This is a genomic window from Rhizobium sp. TH2 (genome assembly GCF_024707525.1).
In the GTDB taxonomy this organism is placed as follows: Bacteria; Pseudomonadota; Alphaproteobacteria; order Rhizobiales; family Rhizobiaceae; genus Rhizobium_E.
In genome coordinates this window covers 2723584-2739829 of record NZ_CP062231.1, presented here as the reverse complement: position 1 = coordinate 2739829, position 16246 = coordinate 2723584, and the positions used below count along the sequence as shown (strand labels likewise).

Below are 16246 nucleotides of genomic sequence, written 5' to 3'. Positions count from 1 at the left end.
GGAGGCCGGATGTACGCGGACGCTGTGAAAAGCGGTGCGAAGATCCTCGCGATCGCGCCGATGATGGACTGGACGGACCGGCATTGCCGGTTCCTCCATCGCCTGCTTACGCGTAAGAGCCTGCTCTACACGGAAATGGTCGTCGCGGATGCGGCGATCCACGGCAAGCGCGACCGGCTGCTCGGCTACGATGCTAGCGAGCATCCCGTGGCGCTGCAGCTCGGGGGTTCCGAGCCAGCAAAGCTTGAAGAAGCGGCGCGGATCGGCGTGGATTTCGGCTATGACGAGATCAATCTCAATGTCGGCTGTCCGTCGGACCGGGTGCAATCCGGCACGTTCGGCGCCTGCCTGATGCGGGAGCCCGATCTGGTGGCCGCGTGCATCGCCGCGATGAAGGCTGTCTCCCCGGTGCCGGTGACGGTGAAATGCCGGATCGGCGTCGACGACCAGGATCCGGAAATCGCGCTTGATGATCTCGCGGCGAAGGTGCTCGATGCCGGGGCGGATGCGATCTGGGTCCATGCCCGCAAGGCCTGGCTGCAAGGCCTGAGCCCCAAGGAAAACCGCGATATCCCGCCGCTCGATTATAGCAGGGTCTATCGGCTGAAGCAGAAATATCCGAATGTTTTCATCGGCATCAACGGGGGCGTTGCGGATTTGAATCAAGCCGTCGAGCATTTGAATCATGTCGATGGGGTGATGTTGGGGCGGGCGGCCTATCACAACAGTTCCATCCTCGCCGATGCCGATCATCTGGTCTATGGCGCCCCGGAAACCGTGCTGGACTGGAGCGTCATCCGCGATGCGATGATGGAGCATGCGGGCCACCACATCGCCTCGGGTGGCAGGCTGGGCCATGTCACGCGCCACATGATCGGCCTGTTCCAGGGCCTGGAAGGCGCCCGCCGCTACCGGCAGATCCTGTCGTCGGATGCGACCCGTCCGGGCGCTGGGCCGGAGGTGATCGCGCAGGCCTTCGAGGCGGTACAGCCGGCGCTTCTGGCTGCCTAGATTTCGCCATTTTTCCATTTTTTCCCGGGACTTAACGATTATCCTTAGGGAAAGAGTCCTTTTATCGGAACCATTCGCTCCGCGTGGCATTAGCCGGATATCGGAGTATCCCCCGATAAAGGAGAGACATGATGAAAGCCAAGCTTATTGCCGCGACGATGGTCGCTTTTTCCGCCTTCGCCGTCGCGCAAGCCAGGGCCGAAACCGTCTATGTCGTGCCGGAAGATGCCGATCGCTATGTGACCGAGCAGCCGTATGACGATACCGTGGTCTATGACGAGGACTTCAACGAGGGCGACGCGCTGCCGGACACGGTGGTGATCCGCAAGGTGCCCGATCATGACGACCTCGGCTATGTCGTCACCAACAAGCGCCGCATCATCGTCGAGCCGCGCACCCGCAAGGTGATCAAGGTTTACAACTAAGCCGGATCGCGCCGGTTTCCCCAGTCCTACCGGTTTCATTGGCGCCGCTCGTCCTCCAGGACGGGCGGCGCTTGCGTTTGCGCCGACATGTCGCTTGTGCCGATGAGATACCAGGTCTGCATCGGGCCCTTGCCCTTGACCTCGATCAGACCGCGGGGCTCGAGGGCAAATGTGCCGGCCAGCAACGCGGCTGTCGCGGCGGAAACCTGGATGCGGCCATTCTCCGATGTCGATTCCATGCGCGACGCGATATTCACCGTGTCGCCCCACACATCGTAGAAGAATTTTGCGGACCCGACGACGCCGGCGACGACGGGGCCGGATGCGATGCCGACGCGGATACGCACATCGCCCTCGAAGCCGCGCGCGGCCTCGAGCATGTCGAGCGCCAGACCCGCCAGGGCCTCGGCATGGTCGGCGCGCGGCAGGGGAAGCCCGGCGGCCACCATGTAGCCGTCGCCATTGGTCTTGATCTTCTCGGCGCCATGGCGGGCCGTGAGTTCGTCGAAGACGCCGAAGATGCGGTCGAGGAACCGCACGAGTTCCTCGGGCGGCATCGTGCCGGAGCGGGCGGTGAAGCCCGCCATGTCGGCGAAAAGCACGGAGGCATTCTCGAAGCGGTCGGCGATGATCCTGCCCGGCGAGGTCCTGAGCTGCTCGGCCACCGCCGGCGGCAGGATGTTGGCGAGCAGCGCATCGGAGCGGGCACGCTCGGTCTCGGCCTCGGTCTCGGCCCGGGCGATCTGGCGGGAGGCATACATCACGACCGCGTATGATCAGCACGGACTGAAAGACGACATTGGTCAGCAAGGCATTGTGCAGCAGCTCCGGCGAGAGTTCGCCGGCGTTGTAGGGCACATGGGTATGGAGGAACAGCATCAGGGCCAGCGCGATGATCGACAGCGCCGTCGAGAGCACGGCATTTTCGGCGCCGAGCAGCAGGACGATCAGCGCGATCGCGGTGACATAGCCGAACCAGTAGCCACCGCCGATGCCGCCGTCCCATGAGACGCGGAACACGTCGATGTAGACGAGTGTGGCGACTGTGAACATTGCGGCACGCGGGCCGATGCGATGGAGCAGCGGAATGAGCGTGAAGGTGAGCGAAATCACGATGCCGAGCAGCCCGATCCTGATCATGCCGGGTGACGGGTCTGATAGGCGTCGGATGGTGAACTGCCCGATCAACAGCGCCACGCTCCAACAGATGATGTTGACGGCTCGCAGCCGCCGCGCCACCTTTTCCGGATAGCCCGTGGTGCCGAAGGCGATGGCGCGTCCGAGCGCATGTTGCAGTGTATTCAGAACCGCCATCCGCAACCCCCGAGCGCCGGCCGCCGCTTGCTCGATGATGGGCGATAGTGATGCGCCGAGTCAACTGCATCAGGACGAGGGGGCAGGGTTCCCCTCCTTCAGCTGCGCGCGGCCGGTGGATGTGCGGGACAGGGCTTCGCTTATGGCGAGACTGTGCTCCATGCGGACGAGTTCCAGCCTGGCGAGCCGGGGATCGAGCGGCTTGGGCGGCGGCGTGGTATAGGCGCGGTGCCATTGTTCGAACGCCTCGGTGAATTCCGGCATCATCGACAGCGCGTCGCGGAAGATGGCGATGGCCTGCTCGTGGGCCCATATCAGGTCGGCATCGTCGCTGGCCGGCGGCCGGAGCGTGCCCTCGTGGATGCCGTCGATCGCTTCGAGGACAGCCCAGATATGCGAACGGTCGGGCTGCTCCACTCGGCCAAAGCAGGGTGGGGCGTGGAGCAGGCCGAGCGGATTTGCGCAATAGCGGTGCCGGCGGCAGGCGCGGACAGGGCATACGTGTTCGTAAAAGCCGAAGCGGGTGGCGGTGTGGAAGAACAGGAAACTTTGCTGCTTGAGTTTCACGATGGGCGGAGGGAGATCTTGCATGTGGTTTCCTTTGGGCATGGGTTGGCGTTCACGCGGGCGGTTTCGCTCCGTGGTTTGGCTCATTTCACTCCCGATCCCCCGTCTTGGACATAAGGGATCGGCCGGGGCACGTCGCCGTGCCGAGGTTTAGTGGCTGCTTTCGCAGCCGTATGACACGTTGCCGTGCCCCGTTCGGTGTATTTTCATCCGCGAACTCGGCCGTCTGCGCCCGACCCCGATCCCGGATGTGTCAGATCCGGGGGGACGGGCCTGTGTGCGGTACAACGCACGCCCGGGTACTTTGCCTTTCGGCGTCACCCGGGGGAGGCCCCTTCTCGCGGACGCCCGAAGCGGGACTTTACGTCGTCTTCCCGCAACAGGCACCGGTCCCACCTCCGCCGCAGCGCCCTGCGGTGTAGCCGAGGGTGAGACGGGGTGATTCTCTCACAGGTTTTGAGGGCGGGGATGGGTCTGGAAGGAAAAAATTCCTGTAGCTTTTACAGTCGGTTAAGTTGATCGACGAAAGTCTTTCGCTGATTGGTGAAGGGTCGCGGCGCGGCCAATGTCGGCAAAGCGGCCTGGAGCAGTCATCCTTCAATGCGGATAATCGGTTTCATTTTCTGTCAGCACTTCGTGGATGTCCGCCAACTTATCAGGCAATGCCGCATGATCCTTCAACGCTTCAGCATAAGTTGCCAGGCCACCATTTTGCGGCTCCCACCTCCCGGAACGGATCATCCCTTTCCGCAATGGATGTACGCCTCCGCTCGGCGCTTGGACACGTGCCACTGACGGTGCCTCGACTTTGATTTTCGGCTGCAATCGACCGTCGGTGGCACGAACAAGAGAATGCGCGTAAGGTTGCGGCCGCCCAATCGAGCGGTGTCACAGCTCTAACGAACCCGTTCTTGAACTCCTGGGGAGGGGCGGCCATGGGTATGGATCACGCCGACCGGCGGCTCGTCGCAATTCTCGCCATCGACATCGTCGGCTACTCCCGACTGATGGAATCCGACGAGGCTGGTACCCTCGCTGCCTTGAAGGTCTTGCGCGCCGAAGTTCTCGATCCTCTGTTCACGGAGTATCATGGACGCATCGTCAAGGTCATGGGTGATGGCCTGCTCGTGGAGTTCGGCTCCGTTGTTGATGCGGTCGCATGTGCAGTCTCTTCACAAAAGGAATTCGCCGCGCGCCAGATGGACGTCTTGCCCGAAAAGCGCCTTCGTTCGCGTATGGGCATCAATCTCGGCGATGTCGTGGTGGACGGCGATGACTTGCTCGGTGACGGCGTCAACGTGGCCGCGCGCCTGGAACAGATCTGTGATGCGGGAGGACTGTTCATATCGGGAACCGCCTTCGATCATTTGCAGGGCAAGGTCGAGCTACCGCTGGAATTTATCGGCGAACAGCGTGTGAAGAACATCTCGCGACCCGTGCGCGTTTATCGCGTTAATTTCGATGGAAGCCGTCGTCCGAAGCCCGAAGCGCGAAATCATCGCAGTTGGATTATACCCGTCTCAGTCGCATTGGCACTCCTCGCAGGCGCTTCGGTGGTATGGCTTACGACATGGCAGCGAGGCGCCGACAGTGCTGCCGTCGCCCAGACCGCGCTCCCCCTGCCGGACAAGCCTTCGATCGTCGTTCTGCCCTTCGACAATCTCAGCTCTGATCCTGAGCAATCGTATTTTGCCGACGGCATGACGGAGGACTTGATTACTGACCTCTCCCAACTTTCCGGCATTTTCGTAATTTCTAGGAATTCCTCTTTCACTTACAAAGGCAAGCCCACCAAGGCACAACAGGTCGCACAAGATCTGGGCGTTCGCTACATACTCGAAGGCAGCGTGCGTCGTGACGGCAATCGAGTGAGGATCAATGCCCAATTGATTGATGCAATAGGCGGCCATCATCTTTGGGCCGAGCGCTACGATGGGGAGCTCGGTGGGGTATTCGGACTGCAGGACAAGGTTATCGAGCACATAGTATCGACGCTTGCCGTAAAACTCTCGACGACGGAGCAGGCTGCGAGCAGTGCCGTGGAGACAACCAATCTTCAGGCCTATGATGCCCTGCTGCAGGGTTGGGATTATCTGCGCCGCGACAACGAGAAGGACACTTTGAAGGCAATCGCGCTCTTCGAGAAAGCTGTACAGCTTGATCCCGACTATGGCCGAGCCTACGCTTCGCTGGCAGCAGCTAACTGGCGGGTAACGCTATCGTTCTGGTTTTCGACGGCAGGCGTTGGTTGGGAGCATGCGTACCAGAGCCTGGAAGATAATCTTGCGAAGGCGATGAAAAGGCCGACGCCGCTGGCCTACGCTATCTCTTCGCAATTGCTCGCGCAGCAAGGCAACTACGACGCCGCGTTCGTCGCCATCGAGCAAGCGATGGTGCTTGCCCCGAACGATCCTGACAACCACGTCGGCAAGGCGCGTATCCTCAACGCCACTGGCCGCGCTGCCGAGGCGGAGAAGGAAGCCCGTCTAGCCATGCGGTTCGACCCGCGGTTTGCGCCGGGGACATTGCGCATTCTCGCGCTATCGCTTTTCTGCCAGGGAAAGTATCAGGAAGCGGTTGATACCTTAAAGCGCGTGGTGGAGCAGCAGTCCGACGTGCATACGGACTATGCCATGCTGGTGTCCAGCCTTGGGCATCTCGGCCTTACCGATGGTGTCCAGGCCGCCATCGATCGGTACAACGAACTTGCCTTGGCCGCTGCCTATGATCCTTTGACGGTTCAGGAAATCGCATGGGACTGGTATGGCGTCGCCTTCCATTACCACAGACAATACATCTATCTCATGCAGGAAGGTCTGCGGAAGGCAGGCGTGCCCGAGGGGGCGGGTACCGATCTTGCGCTCGATGACTACGTGAAGTTCATGACCATGACGGATGGCGAAGCCACCGTTGAGGGAACGATGAAAGTCGACGCCAAGGAAGCCAGGATGCTGCGCGAGCGTGGCGTACCCTTCATTGATGTCCGCGCACCGTTTGATTATGGCAATGGACATATTCCCGGAGCTATCAACTTATCGCTGGTCACGCACCTGTCCGGAGAATCGCTCGCGAAGGTGGTTGCAAAAGACGCCGAGGTGACATTCTATTGCCACGGAAAACACTGCCCTTATTCCGCTTATGCGTCCGCCAAGGCGGTTGCCTGGGGATACAAGCGGATATTCTACTTCGCCGGTGGATTTCCGGAATGGCAAGATGCCGGGTATCCGATCGAGAAAGCGCTGGGATCAGGCCCACAGTCTGAGATTCCCTAACGCTGTTGGTGCCCCCATGCGAAAACTGAGCCTCACCGCAGATCACATCGCAAAAATCCACCGCATCGTGGAGGACGGTGGCGCGCCGCCCGGCATGCAATTGCATACGGATGGCGATTACGATGCGTGGGTGGCGCGGATGATCGGGACGCATCCCGCGCCCGGTGCCTGGACGCGGCTGTTCGCCTATGGCTCGCTGATCTGGAAGCCCGAGATCGAGCATGTCGGCGAGGAGGTTGGCGCGGCGCGTGGCTGGCATCGCGCTTTCTGTTTTCACATGCCGAGATTTCGCGGGACCCCTGACAATCCCGGGCTGATGATGGCGCTCGATCGTGGCGGGCAGTGTCGTGGCGTGCTCTACGACCTGCCCGACGGCAATCTGGAACAGCAATTCGCAAAACTGTTCCGGCGGGAATTTACCGCCAAGCCCGCCAACAGCATGCCGCGCTGGATCGTGGTCGAAACCGCGTCGGGGCCGGTCCACGCGCTTACCTTCGTGATGAACCGGCAGTCTCCGCTCTATGCGGGGCGTCTGCCCGCCGAGGCGATCGCCGATGTGCTGGCGCGGGCGTGCGGCCACTGGGGAACCGGGGCGGAGTATCTGCTCAACACCGTGGCCAACCTCGAGGCGAAGGGTATCCACGACAGGAACCTGTGGAAGCTGCAGCGGCTGGTGGCGGAGCGGATCGAGCGGATTGGGTGAGGAGAGGGGTGGGTGAGCTCTCGCAATTGGAGCGGCAATACCGCTGCTGGCTCCCTCTTCTCCCCAGCGGGGAGAAGTGCCTGATGAATGCGAGGCGATGAGGGGGCTTTTGAGTGCGGCTTTGGCGCTTCGCGCACCCCCCTCATCCGGCGCTGAGCGCCACCAGCCTTCGCGCGACGTCGCGCTCAGGCCTCCTTCGCCTCAAATCGATTCACTGGATCGATTTGCGTCGCCTCCGGCGGCGACGGCTGCGGAGCCCCGCTGGGGAGAAGAGGGCGTGAGCGGCCCGCGCTCAGGCCTTCGTTCGCTGAAATCGATACTTAATCGATTTCCAGCCTTCGGCTACCGCTCTCGAAGCGGTCATTCGCAGACGCGGACACGGCGGATATAGGCGCGACCGTTGCGATCGTAGCGCCGGACCTTCCTCACGAAGCAGACGTCTTGATAGGCGCCGTAATCGTCGTCGTAGCCATCGTATCTGTCATATCCGTCATAGGCACCGTAATAGCCCGGCGCGATGACGACGCCGCGTCCCCAATAGCCACCATACCATCCGCCGTAATAGCGCCCGTGATGGCGGTGACCACGGTGGTGGCGGTTCCAGCGACCATGGCGATTGTTGTATCTATGACCATTGTGATAACCGCGATTGTGGCCCCGCCAGCCGCGATTGTTCCAGCCGTGATAGTTGCCGCCATTGCGCCATTTCATTCCGCCGCGCGCCTCCGCCACGGTGACGAAGGAGGTGGTGGCCATGAATATGGCGGCGATGATGAGGATCAAGAATTTTTTCATAGAACGCTCCTGAAATCGGGTGAATGCGTTCAGTCAGGAAACATATTAGGCTATACTAAATGAAAATCCGAGGGATAGCTAGGCCCGCGCATTGATAGTGTTAACAGCGAGATGATGGTGATTTTCAACGATCGTTTCGGAGACCCTCAAGCATCGCCCTGAAACCGGCCACGGCCACCTTTGACACCGCCTCCGGGTTTTCCGCGTGGGCAATCCACAGGGCCATGTGGCTGCTGGCGCCGTTGATGAGGCGGGCGGCGGTTTCGGTGTCGATGTCGGTGATTTCGCCATCGGCCTTGAGGCGGTCGATGCTGCGCGACAGCGAGGCGATGCAGCCGGGGGTGCTTTGCCATTGCGAGATGTCGCCGAGCACTGCGGGGCCGTCGCGGAACATGATGCGCTGGATCTCGGGCTCGAGCGCCATTTCGATATAGGCGGCGCATTCATCGACGAAACCCTGCCAGCGGCTGGCGGCGGCGGCCGAGACCTGGTTGAGGCGGTCGGTCATCTCTGCGTCGATTTCCACGATCACGGCCTGGAGCAGGCCCTTCTTGTCGCCGAAATGGTGGTAGAGGGCGCCGCGCGTCAGCCCTGCCTCGCCGGTGAAATCATCCATCGAGGCGTCCGCATAGCCTGTTGTGCCGAACGCGCGACGGCCGGCTGCCAGAAGCCTGGCGCGGGTCTCTGCGATCATCTCGGTTCGCGGCTTGGCCATCGTGTCTCCTTTTTACATACGCAGCGTATATGAGGCGTTGACATACGCTGCGTATGTCACTATCTCGTTCACATACGCAGCGTATGTAGTCATTGAAATCGATATATGACAGGAGCGTGCCATGTCAAATCCCTATAGAGAGATATTCGCGGCGCCGGGGGCCAAGGGCTTTTCCGCTGCCGGCTTCTTCGCCCGCCTTCCCATCGCCATGGCGCCGATCGGCATTGTCGCCATGCTCAGCCAGACCCACGGCGAATATTGGCTCGCCGGCGCGGTGTCGGCGACCTACGCGCTGACCAATGCCTTGATTTCGCCGCAGATTTCGCGCGCCGTCGACCGGCTCGGCCAGACGGCGGTGGTGGTGCCGACGACCATCGTATCCGTGCTTGCTTTCGTCGCGCTGATACTGGCTACCAACCAGAGCTGGCCGGTCTGGACGCTGTTCGTCTCGGCGTTCCTGGCGGCCGCGATGCCTAGCATTCCGGCGCTTCTGAGGGCGCGGTGGAGCGAGATGTTTCGCAACCGGCCGGAGCTCAACACGGCGTTCGCCTTCGAAAGCGCGGCGGACGAGCTGGTCTATATATCAGGCGCATCGCTATCGGTGGGGCTGGCGGTGGCGCTGTTTCCGGAAGCGGGCATGCTTGTGAGTACGGGATTCCTGGCGCTCGGCACGGCGGCCTTCATCCTGCAGCGCGGCACGGAACCGAAGGTGCATCATGTCGCGGGCTCGCCCCGGGCCGGTTCGGCGATCCGGCAGCGGCCGGTGCAGATCATCACGCTGGCGCTGATCTTCGTCGGCTCGATCTTTGCCACCGCCGAGGTGAGTGCCGTGGCGATCACCAAGGAACTCGGTCAGCCCGAGATGGCGAGCCTGGTGATCGGCGTCTATGCCGTCGGCTCCTTCGTGGTCGGGCTTATCCTCGGCGCGCTGAACCCCAAGATGGCGCTGCAGCGGCAGTTGCTGATCTCGGTCGCGGCAATCGCGATCTCGTCGGTGCCGCTGCTGTTCGCCTCGAGTTCGGTGATGCTGCTCGCTGTGGCGGTCTTCGTCAGCGGCATCGCGATCTCGCCGACCTTCATCACCGCCTTCGGCCTGATCGAACGGCGGGTGCCGGAGGCGATGCTGACCGAGGGCGTGACCTGGGTGATGACCGGGATCGGCATCGGTATGGCGCTGGGTGCGTTCGTGTCGGGCTGGGTGGTCGATACCTATGGGCCAGCGAGCGGCTTCTGGGCCTCGGTCGCGGCGGGTGCGATCACCGTGGCGATCGTGGCGCTCGGCCAGAAGAGCCTTGCCGGTGAAGCCGAGGACTGCGTGGATTGCGCCGTGGTGCAGCCGGCCGAGTAGGGTAGGCGAGTTGATGGAGATGATATGCCGCGCCCTGGGGTGCGGCATATCTTTTTGTATCGACAGGTGGGATTGCTTTTCGGCTGGAAACCATCGGAAATGGCGGTGACTGGAGGACTTGATGACCGCACAGACCGCAGATGCCGTGGAAGCCGCGCTCCGTGCCATCGCCTCGCCGGATATGAAGACGGAGGTGGCGCGGTTCTTCTTCGACGGGCTCGGCGAGACCGAGGTGATGGGTGTAGGCATCGGCAAGGTATTTCCGGTCGCCAAGGCGCATGCCGGCCTGCCGCTCGGCGAGATCGGTCTGCTGCTCGACAGCCGGTTCTACGAGGTCAGGATGGCGGCGGCGGCGATCATGGATTTCCAGGCGCGGGCGAAGAAAAGCCCGAACGGGCTCGAAGCGCTCTACCAGCTCTATCTCGACCGCCACGACCGTTTGAACAACTGGGACCTCGTCGATCGCGCCGCTCCGCATGTGGTCGGGCAATATCTGTTCGAGCGGCCGCGCGCGCCGCTCTATGATCTCGCCGGTTCGACCGACCCATGGCGGCGGCGGACTGCCGTGGTCGCCACGTGGTATTTCATCCGCGCAGGACAGGTGGAGGACACGTTCGCGATCTGTGCCATACTGGCGGGTGACGGGCATGTCATGGTGCGGAAGGCGATCGGCTCCTGGGTGCGGACGGCGGGCGAGAAGGATCCGGAACGGCTCAGGGCCTTTCTCCGTGCGCATGGAGACAGGCTTTCGGCGGAGGCGTTGCGCATGGCGACAGAGAAGATGTCACCGGAGGAGCGGCAGCTTTTCCGCAAGCAGTAGGACGGCTTCGGGATTTCGTTCCATGACGGCAAATCGCCATCCGGGGTCGCGCATGGTGATCGGAATTGCCGGGTTTCTGTTTCGTCGGTTGGCGTCGTCAGCTGCAGGCTACAGCGAGTTGATGATCGTTCATCGCAGCAGCATTCTTGTCCTGCTCGCCCTTGGTGCCCCGGTAGGTGACGACCAGCACCTTGTCGGCATTGACCACGAGCGCCGCGCGGCTGATCGAGACCGGGCCGTCCTTGTCGGTGCCTTGCCAATCGCAAGACCGCGCCCGGCGGGCATGGCTCAGTCAGAGGGCGAAGTCGCCGCCGGTGAGAGCGACGATCCCGTTGAGCCTGATGACGAAATCGGCCTTGCCGTCGCCGTCGGTGTCGCCTCGGACGAAGGTATCGACGCCGTTGTCGACGGCGCGCAACTCGCCCGCGACCTTGTGGAACGCCTGGTCGTCGATGAAGGTGAACGCCTGATCGCCGTTCTGCTTGGAATTGGCATCCCAGGCCGTGAGGTTGATCACGTCACTGTCGCCCAGGCTGAAATCGGCGATCGTGTCGGCCTTGGCGGCGGTCTTGCCGGTGTCGCCCTTGGCGAAGATGAAGATATCCGCGCCCGTGTCGCCATGCAACTCGTCCTTGCCCCGGCCGCCCACCAGCGTGTCGTCGCCGCCATTGCCTTCGAGGCGGTTGGCGGCCTTGTTGCCGTACATCTCCTGACCGTGGCTCGCGCCGTCGAAGTTGATCTTGCCGACGCCGAGGGCATGCAGTTCCGTGACATTCGTCGAGGTGGAGGTGATGCTGGAGTCTGACCAGACCTCGTCGCCGTTGACGACATCGAGCTTGATGTTCCGCCCGCCGACGTCCACGCCGACGACCACATCCGTTGCGAGATCGAACGTGACCATTGTGGCGCCAGCGCCGGCGGCGAAGCGCAGTTCGTAACCGCCGCCGCTGCCGGTCGTGTCGTTGGGTGTGCCGGGCGCGCTTACGGCAATGCCGACTGTCTGGTCACCGACGCTGAAGAAGTTGTCATTGTCGTTGTCATCGTAGACGACGCCGGTCACAAAAGCGCTGCTGCCGCTTCTGGCGAAATCCTGCGTCACCATCGAGGTGCCGCCGCCCATCTCCTGGCCGATGCCGATTTCCTGAAACGCCGCATTCAGGATGTTGAGGCGATGGCCACGGTGCTCGACCCCCTTATCGACGAACAGGTCCTTGTGGTGCCGGATGATCGCATCGGTGGCGCTCATTCCGCCACGGGCAGCAATGTTCTCGCCCCAGGTCCAGTTGCCCGTGAAATTATAGCCGGCATCTTGCATCCGGTCACCGGGATCCTTCTTGCCTTCGTAGTGGCTGAACTTGTGGTCCAGCATCCAGTCGCTGTGATCGTCGGCGGCGTCTTGCAGATCGTCATTGCCTGCCAGCACCTGCTTGGGGCCGTCGGAAATCTTGTCCTGCTTAGAAACGCCCTCGTTCAGCTTGATGCCGAACCGTTTCGCCTCGCCGGCCGGGTCCATCCGGGCCCGGTTGATCAATTCCAGCATCAACTGTTCCTGCGATGTCATCTCTGCCATGCGAGCCTCCTCTTCAGGCCCCAAGGACCCGATACAGTCGAATGAATGTCGTCGTGGAATTTGCCCCGGTTGACTGAAGAAGTGAAGCCGTCAAATGCCGGCAAATTTTCGGCGTTGCGCGCGGGCGATGTTGTGGCGCCTGAACCACGAGACCGACACATACGTTTGAAACGTCGCCCCTATTCGCCGCTGTCGCAAAAATAAACCCTTTGAAAATGCGTGGAAATTTTGCCATGTGAGCAGGCTCCTGATCACAGATGGAGCAAGAAATGACAGTCCATATCATCTCCACCAGCCAGGTGGGCGCGGGCGTTCAGGTGACGCTCGGCAACGACGACCGGCTATTCGTGGCGCAAGGCGCGACGCTCGGCCGGACCGAGGGAACGACCTGGGCCTCGTTCACCGTCAGCGGAAATGGCAGCGGCCAGACTGTCGATATCTTCGGCAGCGCGGTGGGCGAGGGCGTCGCCATCAACCTCGGCGACAACAGCAATATAAGCAGTAATGTGGTCACCATCCATGAAACCGGCCTGGTGCGCAGCTACCGGCCCGATGCCGGCGGCGTTCGAATGCTGGGCTCGGAACTCACGCTCGAGAATGCGGGCAGGATTATCGGCACCGGACATAGCGTGGTGATGGATGCCGCGGTGGCCGGCCAGGTCTCTACCATCGTCAATGAAGGAACGATCCGCAGTACCGGCGAGACCGGCATCTATATCTTTACATCGGCGGCCGGTATCGTCGAGCTGCACAATAGCGGCAAGATCATCGGTGCAGAGGCATCTTATCAGAATTCGAGCGGCACGGCGGTCACGGATCGCCTCTACAATGAAGGCTTGATGAAGGGCGACGTTCTGCTCGGCGCCGGCGACGACCTCTATGACGGGCGCAACGGCGAGGTACAGGGCGTGATCGACGGCGGGGTCGGCGAAGACCTGCTGCGCGGCGGCAAGGGGACGGACATACTGGCGGGCGGTTTCGATGCCGATACGCTCTATGGCGGCGCGGGCAGGGATGTCTTCCGGTTCTTCTGGGAAAACGACAGCGTGCCGAAGGAACGCGACGTTATCAAGGATTTCTCCCACGCCCAGAAAGACCGGATCGACCTTGTCCTGGTCGACGGCAATATCGGAGCCAAACTCGACTTCATCGGCAACGGCAAGTTCTCGAAGACCGAGGGCGAGGCGCGGTTCCAGCAGATGAAGGGATTTGCCCAGGTGCAGGTCGATATCGACGGCGACGGCAAGGCGGATTTCGCGCTGGATGTGCGCGGCAACCATGACTTCGCAGCGTCGGATTTCCTGTTGTGAAGCTTGGCCGGTCCGGCATGCGATCGAACTGATCACACGCCGGCCTCGCTCACTCGCATTGCCGGCGCGGTCCGCCGTCGAAGGGCTGATAACTGTTGTCCTCCGGCCGGTATGAGCGATAGCGGCTCATGCAGGACTGGACATGATCGCCCGAGAACTCGGTACTCGGCACGTCCTCGTAGATCACCTGCTCGACCTTGCCTTCGTCTTCGCGCGGTTCGGCGTTGTTGCGCTTTGTTTGCGCGTCCGGGTCGGCGGCAAACGCGTCTTCAGCGTCGAGATCCGCAGTGACGCCATCGGAATAGGGCGACTCGCAGGATCGCCGGCCGCCGCCATAGGGACGATAGGAATTGTCCTCGATGCGGTACGAGCGGTAGCGGCGCGAGCACCATTCGACATGGGCGGCGGTCTGTTCCGCGCGCGGGGTCGGCTCCGCATCGTTCTGCGCGGGATCGATGGCGCCCGTGGTGACGGGATCGACCACGGCCATCGGATCGTCCGCCACCGGTTCCGCATCCGACGCTGTCGTCTCCTTCAACTTGGGCTCGCTGGCCTCCTTGTTCAGGCTGGCGACTTCACGCTCGTCTTGTCGGGGACGGGCAGGCACGCGCTGGAAGGATAGGGTTTGTTTTTCAACCGACATCGGCTCGGTCGTCCAGAGCGCCGATGTATCGAGGTTTTGCGTGCGCGGCGGCTCCTCGGCGACATTCACGTAGACCATCGCGATGATAAGGCCTGCAACGAATGTCGTCATTGAGAGGAGCAGACCGGCTATCAGTGCTGCAATCGTCTTCATGGCGATCTCCGGTATGAGAGTCTGGCAGCAGAATGCCTCGACTCCCATCCGGTTCCGTCATCTGTCCCGTTTCGGGGCGCATTTATCGCCAACCCCAGGTCGCCCGGTTGCTCTATCCCTGAGTGGTGGTCTTTCGCTTTCGGGCGTTGCGCGAAACCATGTTGAGTATCTCGACCAGCGCCGAGAAGGTCATTGCCGCATAGACGTAACCCTTGGGCACATGGAAGCCCATGCCTTCGGCGATCAGCGTCGTGCCGATCATCAGCAGGAAGGCGAGCGCCAGCATGACGATCGACGGGTTGCGCTCGATGAAGTTCGCGAGCGGGCTTGCGGCCAGCAGCATGACCAGGACGGCGACAACGACCGCCACCACCATGATCGGCAGATGCGGCGTCATGCCGACGGCAGTGATGATGCTGTCGACCGAGAAGACCAGGTCGAGAAGCAGGATTTGGCCGATCGCGGCGGCAAAGGTGGTCGTCGCGGAACTGGCGATGAAATCCTCCTGCTTGTCGATGGGATCGACATTGTGGTGGATCTCCTTCGTCGCCTTCCAGACGAGGAAGAGACCGCCGGCGATGAGGATCATGTCCTTCCACGAATAGCCATGGCCGAACAACTCGAACACGGGCGTGGTGAGCTTGACGATCCAGGCGATGGTGCCGAGCAACCCGAGGCGCATGACCAGCGCCAGCCCGATGCCGATCTTGCGCGCCCGCTCGCGATGCTCCGATGGAAGCTTGTTGGTGAGAATGGAGATGAAGATCAGGTTGTCGATGCCGAGCACGACCTCCATGACCACGAGCGTCACCAGCGCCACCCAGGCGGCGGGATCCTGCATGAGCGCAATGATATCCTGCATAAGTTCTTGTCCCCTCTCAACTTATCGCGTTGGCCGAGATTTAGGGCGGCGGCGGGAAGTTGCAAGGGGCGGATAGGCCAGCGGCGATAACAAAGAGTTTATCAGGACCGCTCGCAGACTGTTAATTGGCAATCACCAATTCGACCAATTCGGCATAGGCGGCATCATCTGCAAGTTCGGCGTTGTATCCACGGGCAATGAAAAGTCCAATAAGCGAGAAATATAGAAGCCTTGCGCGCCGTAGCGCCTTTTCGCGCGGCTGGCCGAGTTCGATCAATTCGCCCTCGATGTACCCGATGCGGACGCGATCGACCTCGAGCATGCAGCGGGCTGCGGCAGCATCGTGGGCCGCCCAGGCACGGAGGGCCTCCTCGACCCTGTGCACATCGAGGCCGAAACTTCTCCATTCCAGCGCGTCCGCGGCGACCGAGCGCAGCCGCGCGGAAGCGTCAGGCAAGGTGGAGGCCTGCTTGATGAGGTCTCCCGTCATTTCGTTTTCCCAGAATGCCTGCATGGCCGAGAGCAGGTCTGCCCTCGACTTGAAATGCCAGTAGAACGAGCCCCGCGTGACATGCAAACGGTCCGCTATGCGATCAACCTTGACGTCGCTCACGCCGCCCTGCTGGAGCGCGGCAAATGCCGCAACAATCCAGTCCCGCCGTGAAAGGGGATCGGTGGAAGCAGAGGTCATGAGGTCACCATACAGTTCTGTATTGACGATTCCGAATTGTCACCATA

At 61.8% G+C, this 16246-nt stretch carries 16 protein-coding genes and 1 pseudogene; 7 read left to right on the top strand and 10 right to left on the bottom strand.

The window, feature by feature from the left end; translation table 11 throughout:
• Positions 1 to 9 precede the first annotated feature (9 nt).
• Both dusA and IHQ71_RS13720 read left to right on the top strand, forming a co-directional pair.
• Positions 10 to 1011, top strand: coding sequence for a tRNA dihydrouridine(20/20a) synthase DusA (gene dusA, locus IHQ71_RS13725; RefSeq protein WP_258162496.1), 1002 nt, complete (start codon positions 10 to 12; stop codon positions 1009 to 1011).
• A 131-nt stretch (positions 1012 to 1142) separates the two neighbouring features.
• Positions 1143 to 1436, top strand: a complete 294-nt coding sequence (locus IHQ71_RS13720) for a DUF1236 domain-containing protein (RefSeq protein WP_258162495.1) — start codon at positions 1143 to 1145, stop codon at positions 1434 to 1436.
• Between the two features lie 35 nt (positions 1437 to 1471).
• On the opposite strand, the gene IHQ71_RS13715 is transcribed toward IHQ71_RS13720, so the two are convergent.
• The 4 genes and pseudogenes from IHQ71_RS13715 to IHQ71_RS13695 form a co-directional block, all read right to left on the bottom strand.
• Positions 1472 to 2197: an adenylate/guanylate cyclase domain-containing protein gene (locus IHQ71_RS13715; RefSeq protein ID WP_258162493.1), complete on the bottom strand. Its 726-nt coding sequence runs from the start codon at positions 2195 to 2197 to the stop codon at positions 1472 to 1474.
• Positions 2198 to 2267: 70 nt separating this feature from the next.
• Positions 2268 to 2750 (bottom strand): annotated as a pseudogene (locus tag IHQ71_RS32050) (hypothetical protein); the annotation flags it as partial.
• 69 nt (positions 2751 to 2819) lie between these two features.
• Positions 2820 to 3341, bottom strand: coding sequence for a hypothetical protein (locus tag IHQ71_RS13700; protein ID WP_258162490.1), 522 nt, complete (start codon positions 3339 to 3341; stop codon positions 2820 to 2822).
• A 573-nt stretch (positions 3342 to 3914) separates the two neighbouring features.
• A complete protein-coding gene (locus tag IHQ71_RS13695) occupies positions 3915 to 4058 on the bottom strand; it encodes a hypothetical protein (protein ID WP_258162489.1) in 144 nt (47 codons plus the stop codon).
• A gap of 194 nt (positions 4059 to 4252) precedes the next feature.
• Between IHQ71_RS13695 and IHQ71_RS13690 the strand changes: the two genes are divergently transcribed.
• Complete coding sequence (locus IHQ71_RS13690) at positions 4253 to 6589, top strand: rhodanese-like domain-containing protein (RefSeq protein ID WP_258162488.1); 2337 nt, start codon at positions 4253 to 4255, stop codon at positions 6587 to 6589.
• 16 nt (positions 6590 to 6605) lie between these two features.
• Positions 6606 to 7292: a gamma-glutamylcyclotransferase gene (locus IHQ71_RS13685; RefSeq protein ID WP_258162487.1), complete on the top strand. Its 687-nt coding sequence runs from the start codon at positions 6606 to 6608 to the stop codon at positions 7290 to 7292.
• Between the two features lie 360 nt (positions 7293 to 7652).
• Here IHQ71_RS13685 and IHQ71_RS13680 read toward each other — a convergent pair whose 3' ends face one another.
• Both IHQ71_RS13680 and IHQ71_RS13675 read right to left on the bottom strand, forming a co-directional pair.
• The gene (locus tag IHQ71_RS13680; protein ID WP_258162486.1) at positions 7653 to 8087 is read right to left on the bottom strand and encodes a hypothetical protein; all 435 of its coding nucleotides are present in this window, start codon (positions 8085 to 8087) and stop codon (positions 7653 to 7655) included.
• A 124-nt stretch (positions 8088 to 8211) separates the two neighbouring features.
• Positions 8212 to 8802: a TetR/AcrR family transcriptional regulator gene (locus IHQ71_RS13675; RefSeq protein ID WP_258162485.1), complete on the bottom strand. Its 591-nt coding sequence runs from the start codon at positions 8800 to 8802 to the stop codon at positions 8212 to 8214.
• A gap of 121 nt (positions 8803 to 8923) precedes the next feature.
• Here IHQ71_RS13675 and IHQ71_RS13670 point away from each other — a divergent pair, with 121 nt between their 5' ends.
• Complete coding sequence (locus IHQ71_RS13670; protein WP_258162484.1) at positions 8924 to 10150, top strand: MFS transporter; 1227 nt, start codon at positions 8924 to 8926, stop codon at positions 10148 to 10150.
• A gap of 121 nt (positions 10151 to 10271) precedes the next feature.
• Positions 10272 to 10970 (top strand): DNA alkylation repair protein, encoded by a 699-nt coding sequence (locus IHQ71_RS13665; protein WP_258162483.1) that lies wholly within the window; start codon positions 10272 to 10274, stop codon positions 10968 to 10970.
• 292 nt (positions 10971 to 11262) lie between these two features.
• On the opposite strand, the gene IHQ71_RS13660 is transcribed toward IHQ71_RS13665, so the two are convergent.
• Positions 11263 to 12540, bottom strand: a complete 1278-nt coding sequence (locus tag IHQ71_RS13660; protein WP_258162482.1) for a CAP domain-containing protein — start codon at positions 12538 to 12540, stop codon at positions 11263 to 11265.
• A gap of 269 nt (positions 12541 to 12809) precedes the next feature.
• Here IHQ71_RS13660 and IHQ71_RS13655 point away from each other — a divergent pair, with 269 nt between their 5' ends.
• Positions 12810 to 13850: a M10 family metallopeptidase C-terminal domain-containing protein gene (locus IHQ71_RS13655; protein WP_258162481.1), complete on the top strand. Its 1041-nt coding sequence runs from the start codon at positions 12810 to 12812 to the stop codon at positions 13848 to 13850.
• A 49-nt stretch (positions 13851 to 13899) separates the two neighbouring features.
• Here IHQ71_RS13655 and IHQ71_RS13650 read toward each other — a convergent pair whose 3' ends face one another.
• The 3 genes from IHQ71_RS13650 to IHQ71_RS13640 all read right to left on the bottom strand — a co-directional run bounded on the left by IHQ71_RS13650 (position 13900) and on the right by IHQ71_RS13640 (position 16199).
• Complete coding sequence (locus tag IHQ71_RS13650; RefSeq protein WP_258162480.1) at positions 13900 to 14646, bottom strand: BA14K family protein; 747 nt, start codon at positions 14644 to 14646, stop codon at positions 13900 to 13902.
• 112 nt (positions 14647 to 14758) lie between these two features.
• Complete coding sequence (locus IHQ71_RS13645) at positions 14759 to 15508, bottom strand: TerC family protein (RefSeq protein WP_258162479.1); 750 nt, start codon at positions 15506 to 15508, stop codon at positions 14759 to 14761.
• Positions 15509 to 15629: 121 nt separating this feature from the next.
• On the bottom strand, positions 15630 to 16199 hold the full coding sequence (locus tag IHQ71_RS13640) for a TetR/AcrR family transcriptional regulator (protein WP_258162478.1): 570 nt from the start codon (positions 16197 to 16199) through the stop codon (positions 15630 to 15632).
• Between the last annotated feature and the right edge of the window lie 47 nt (positions 16200 to 16246).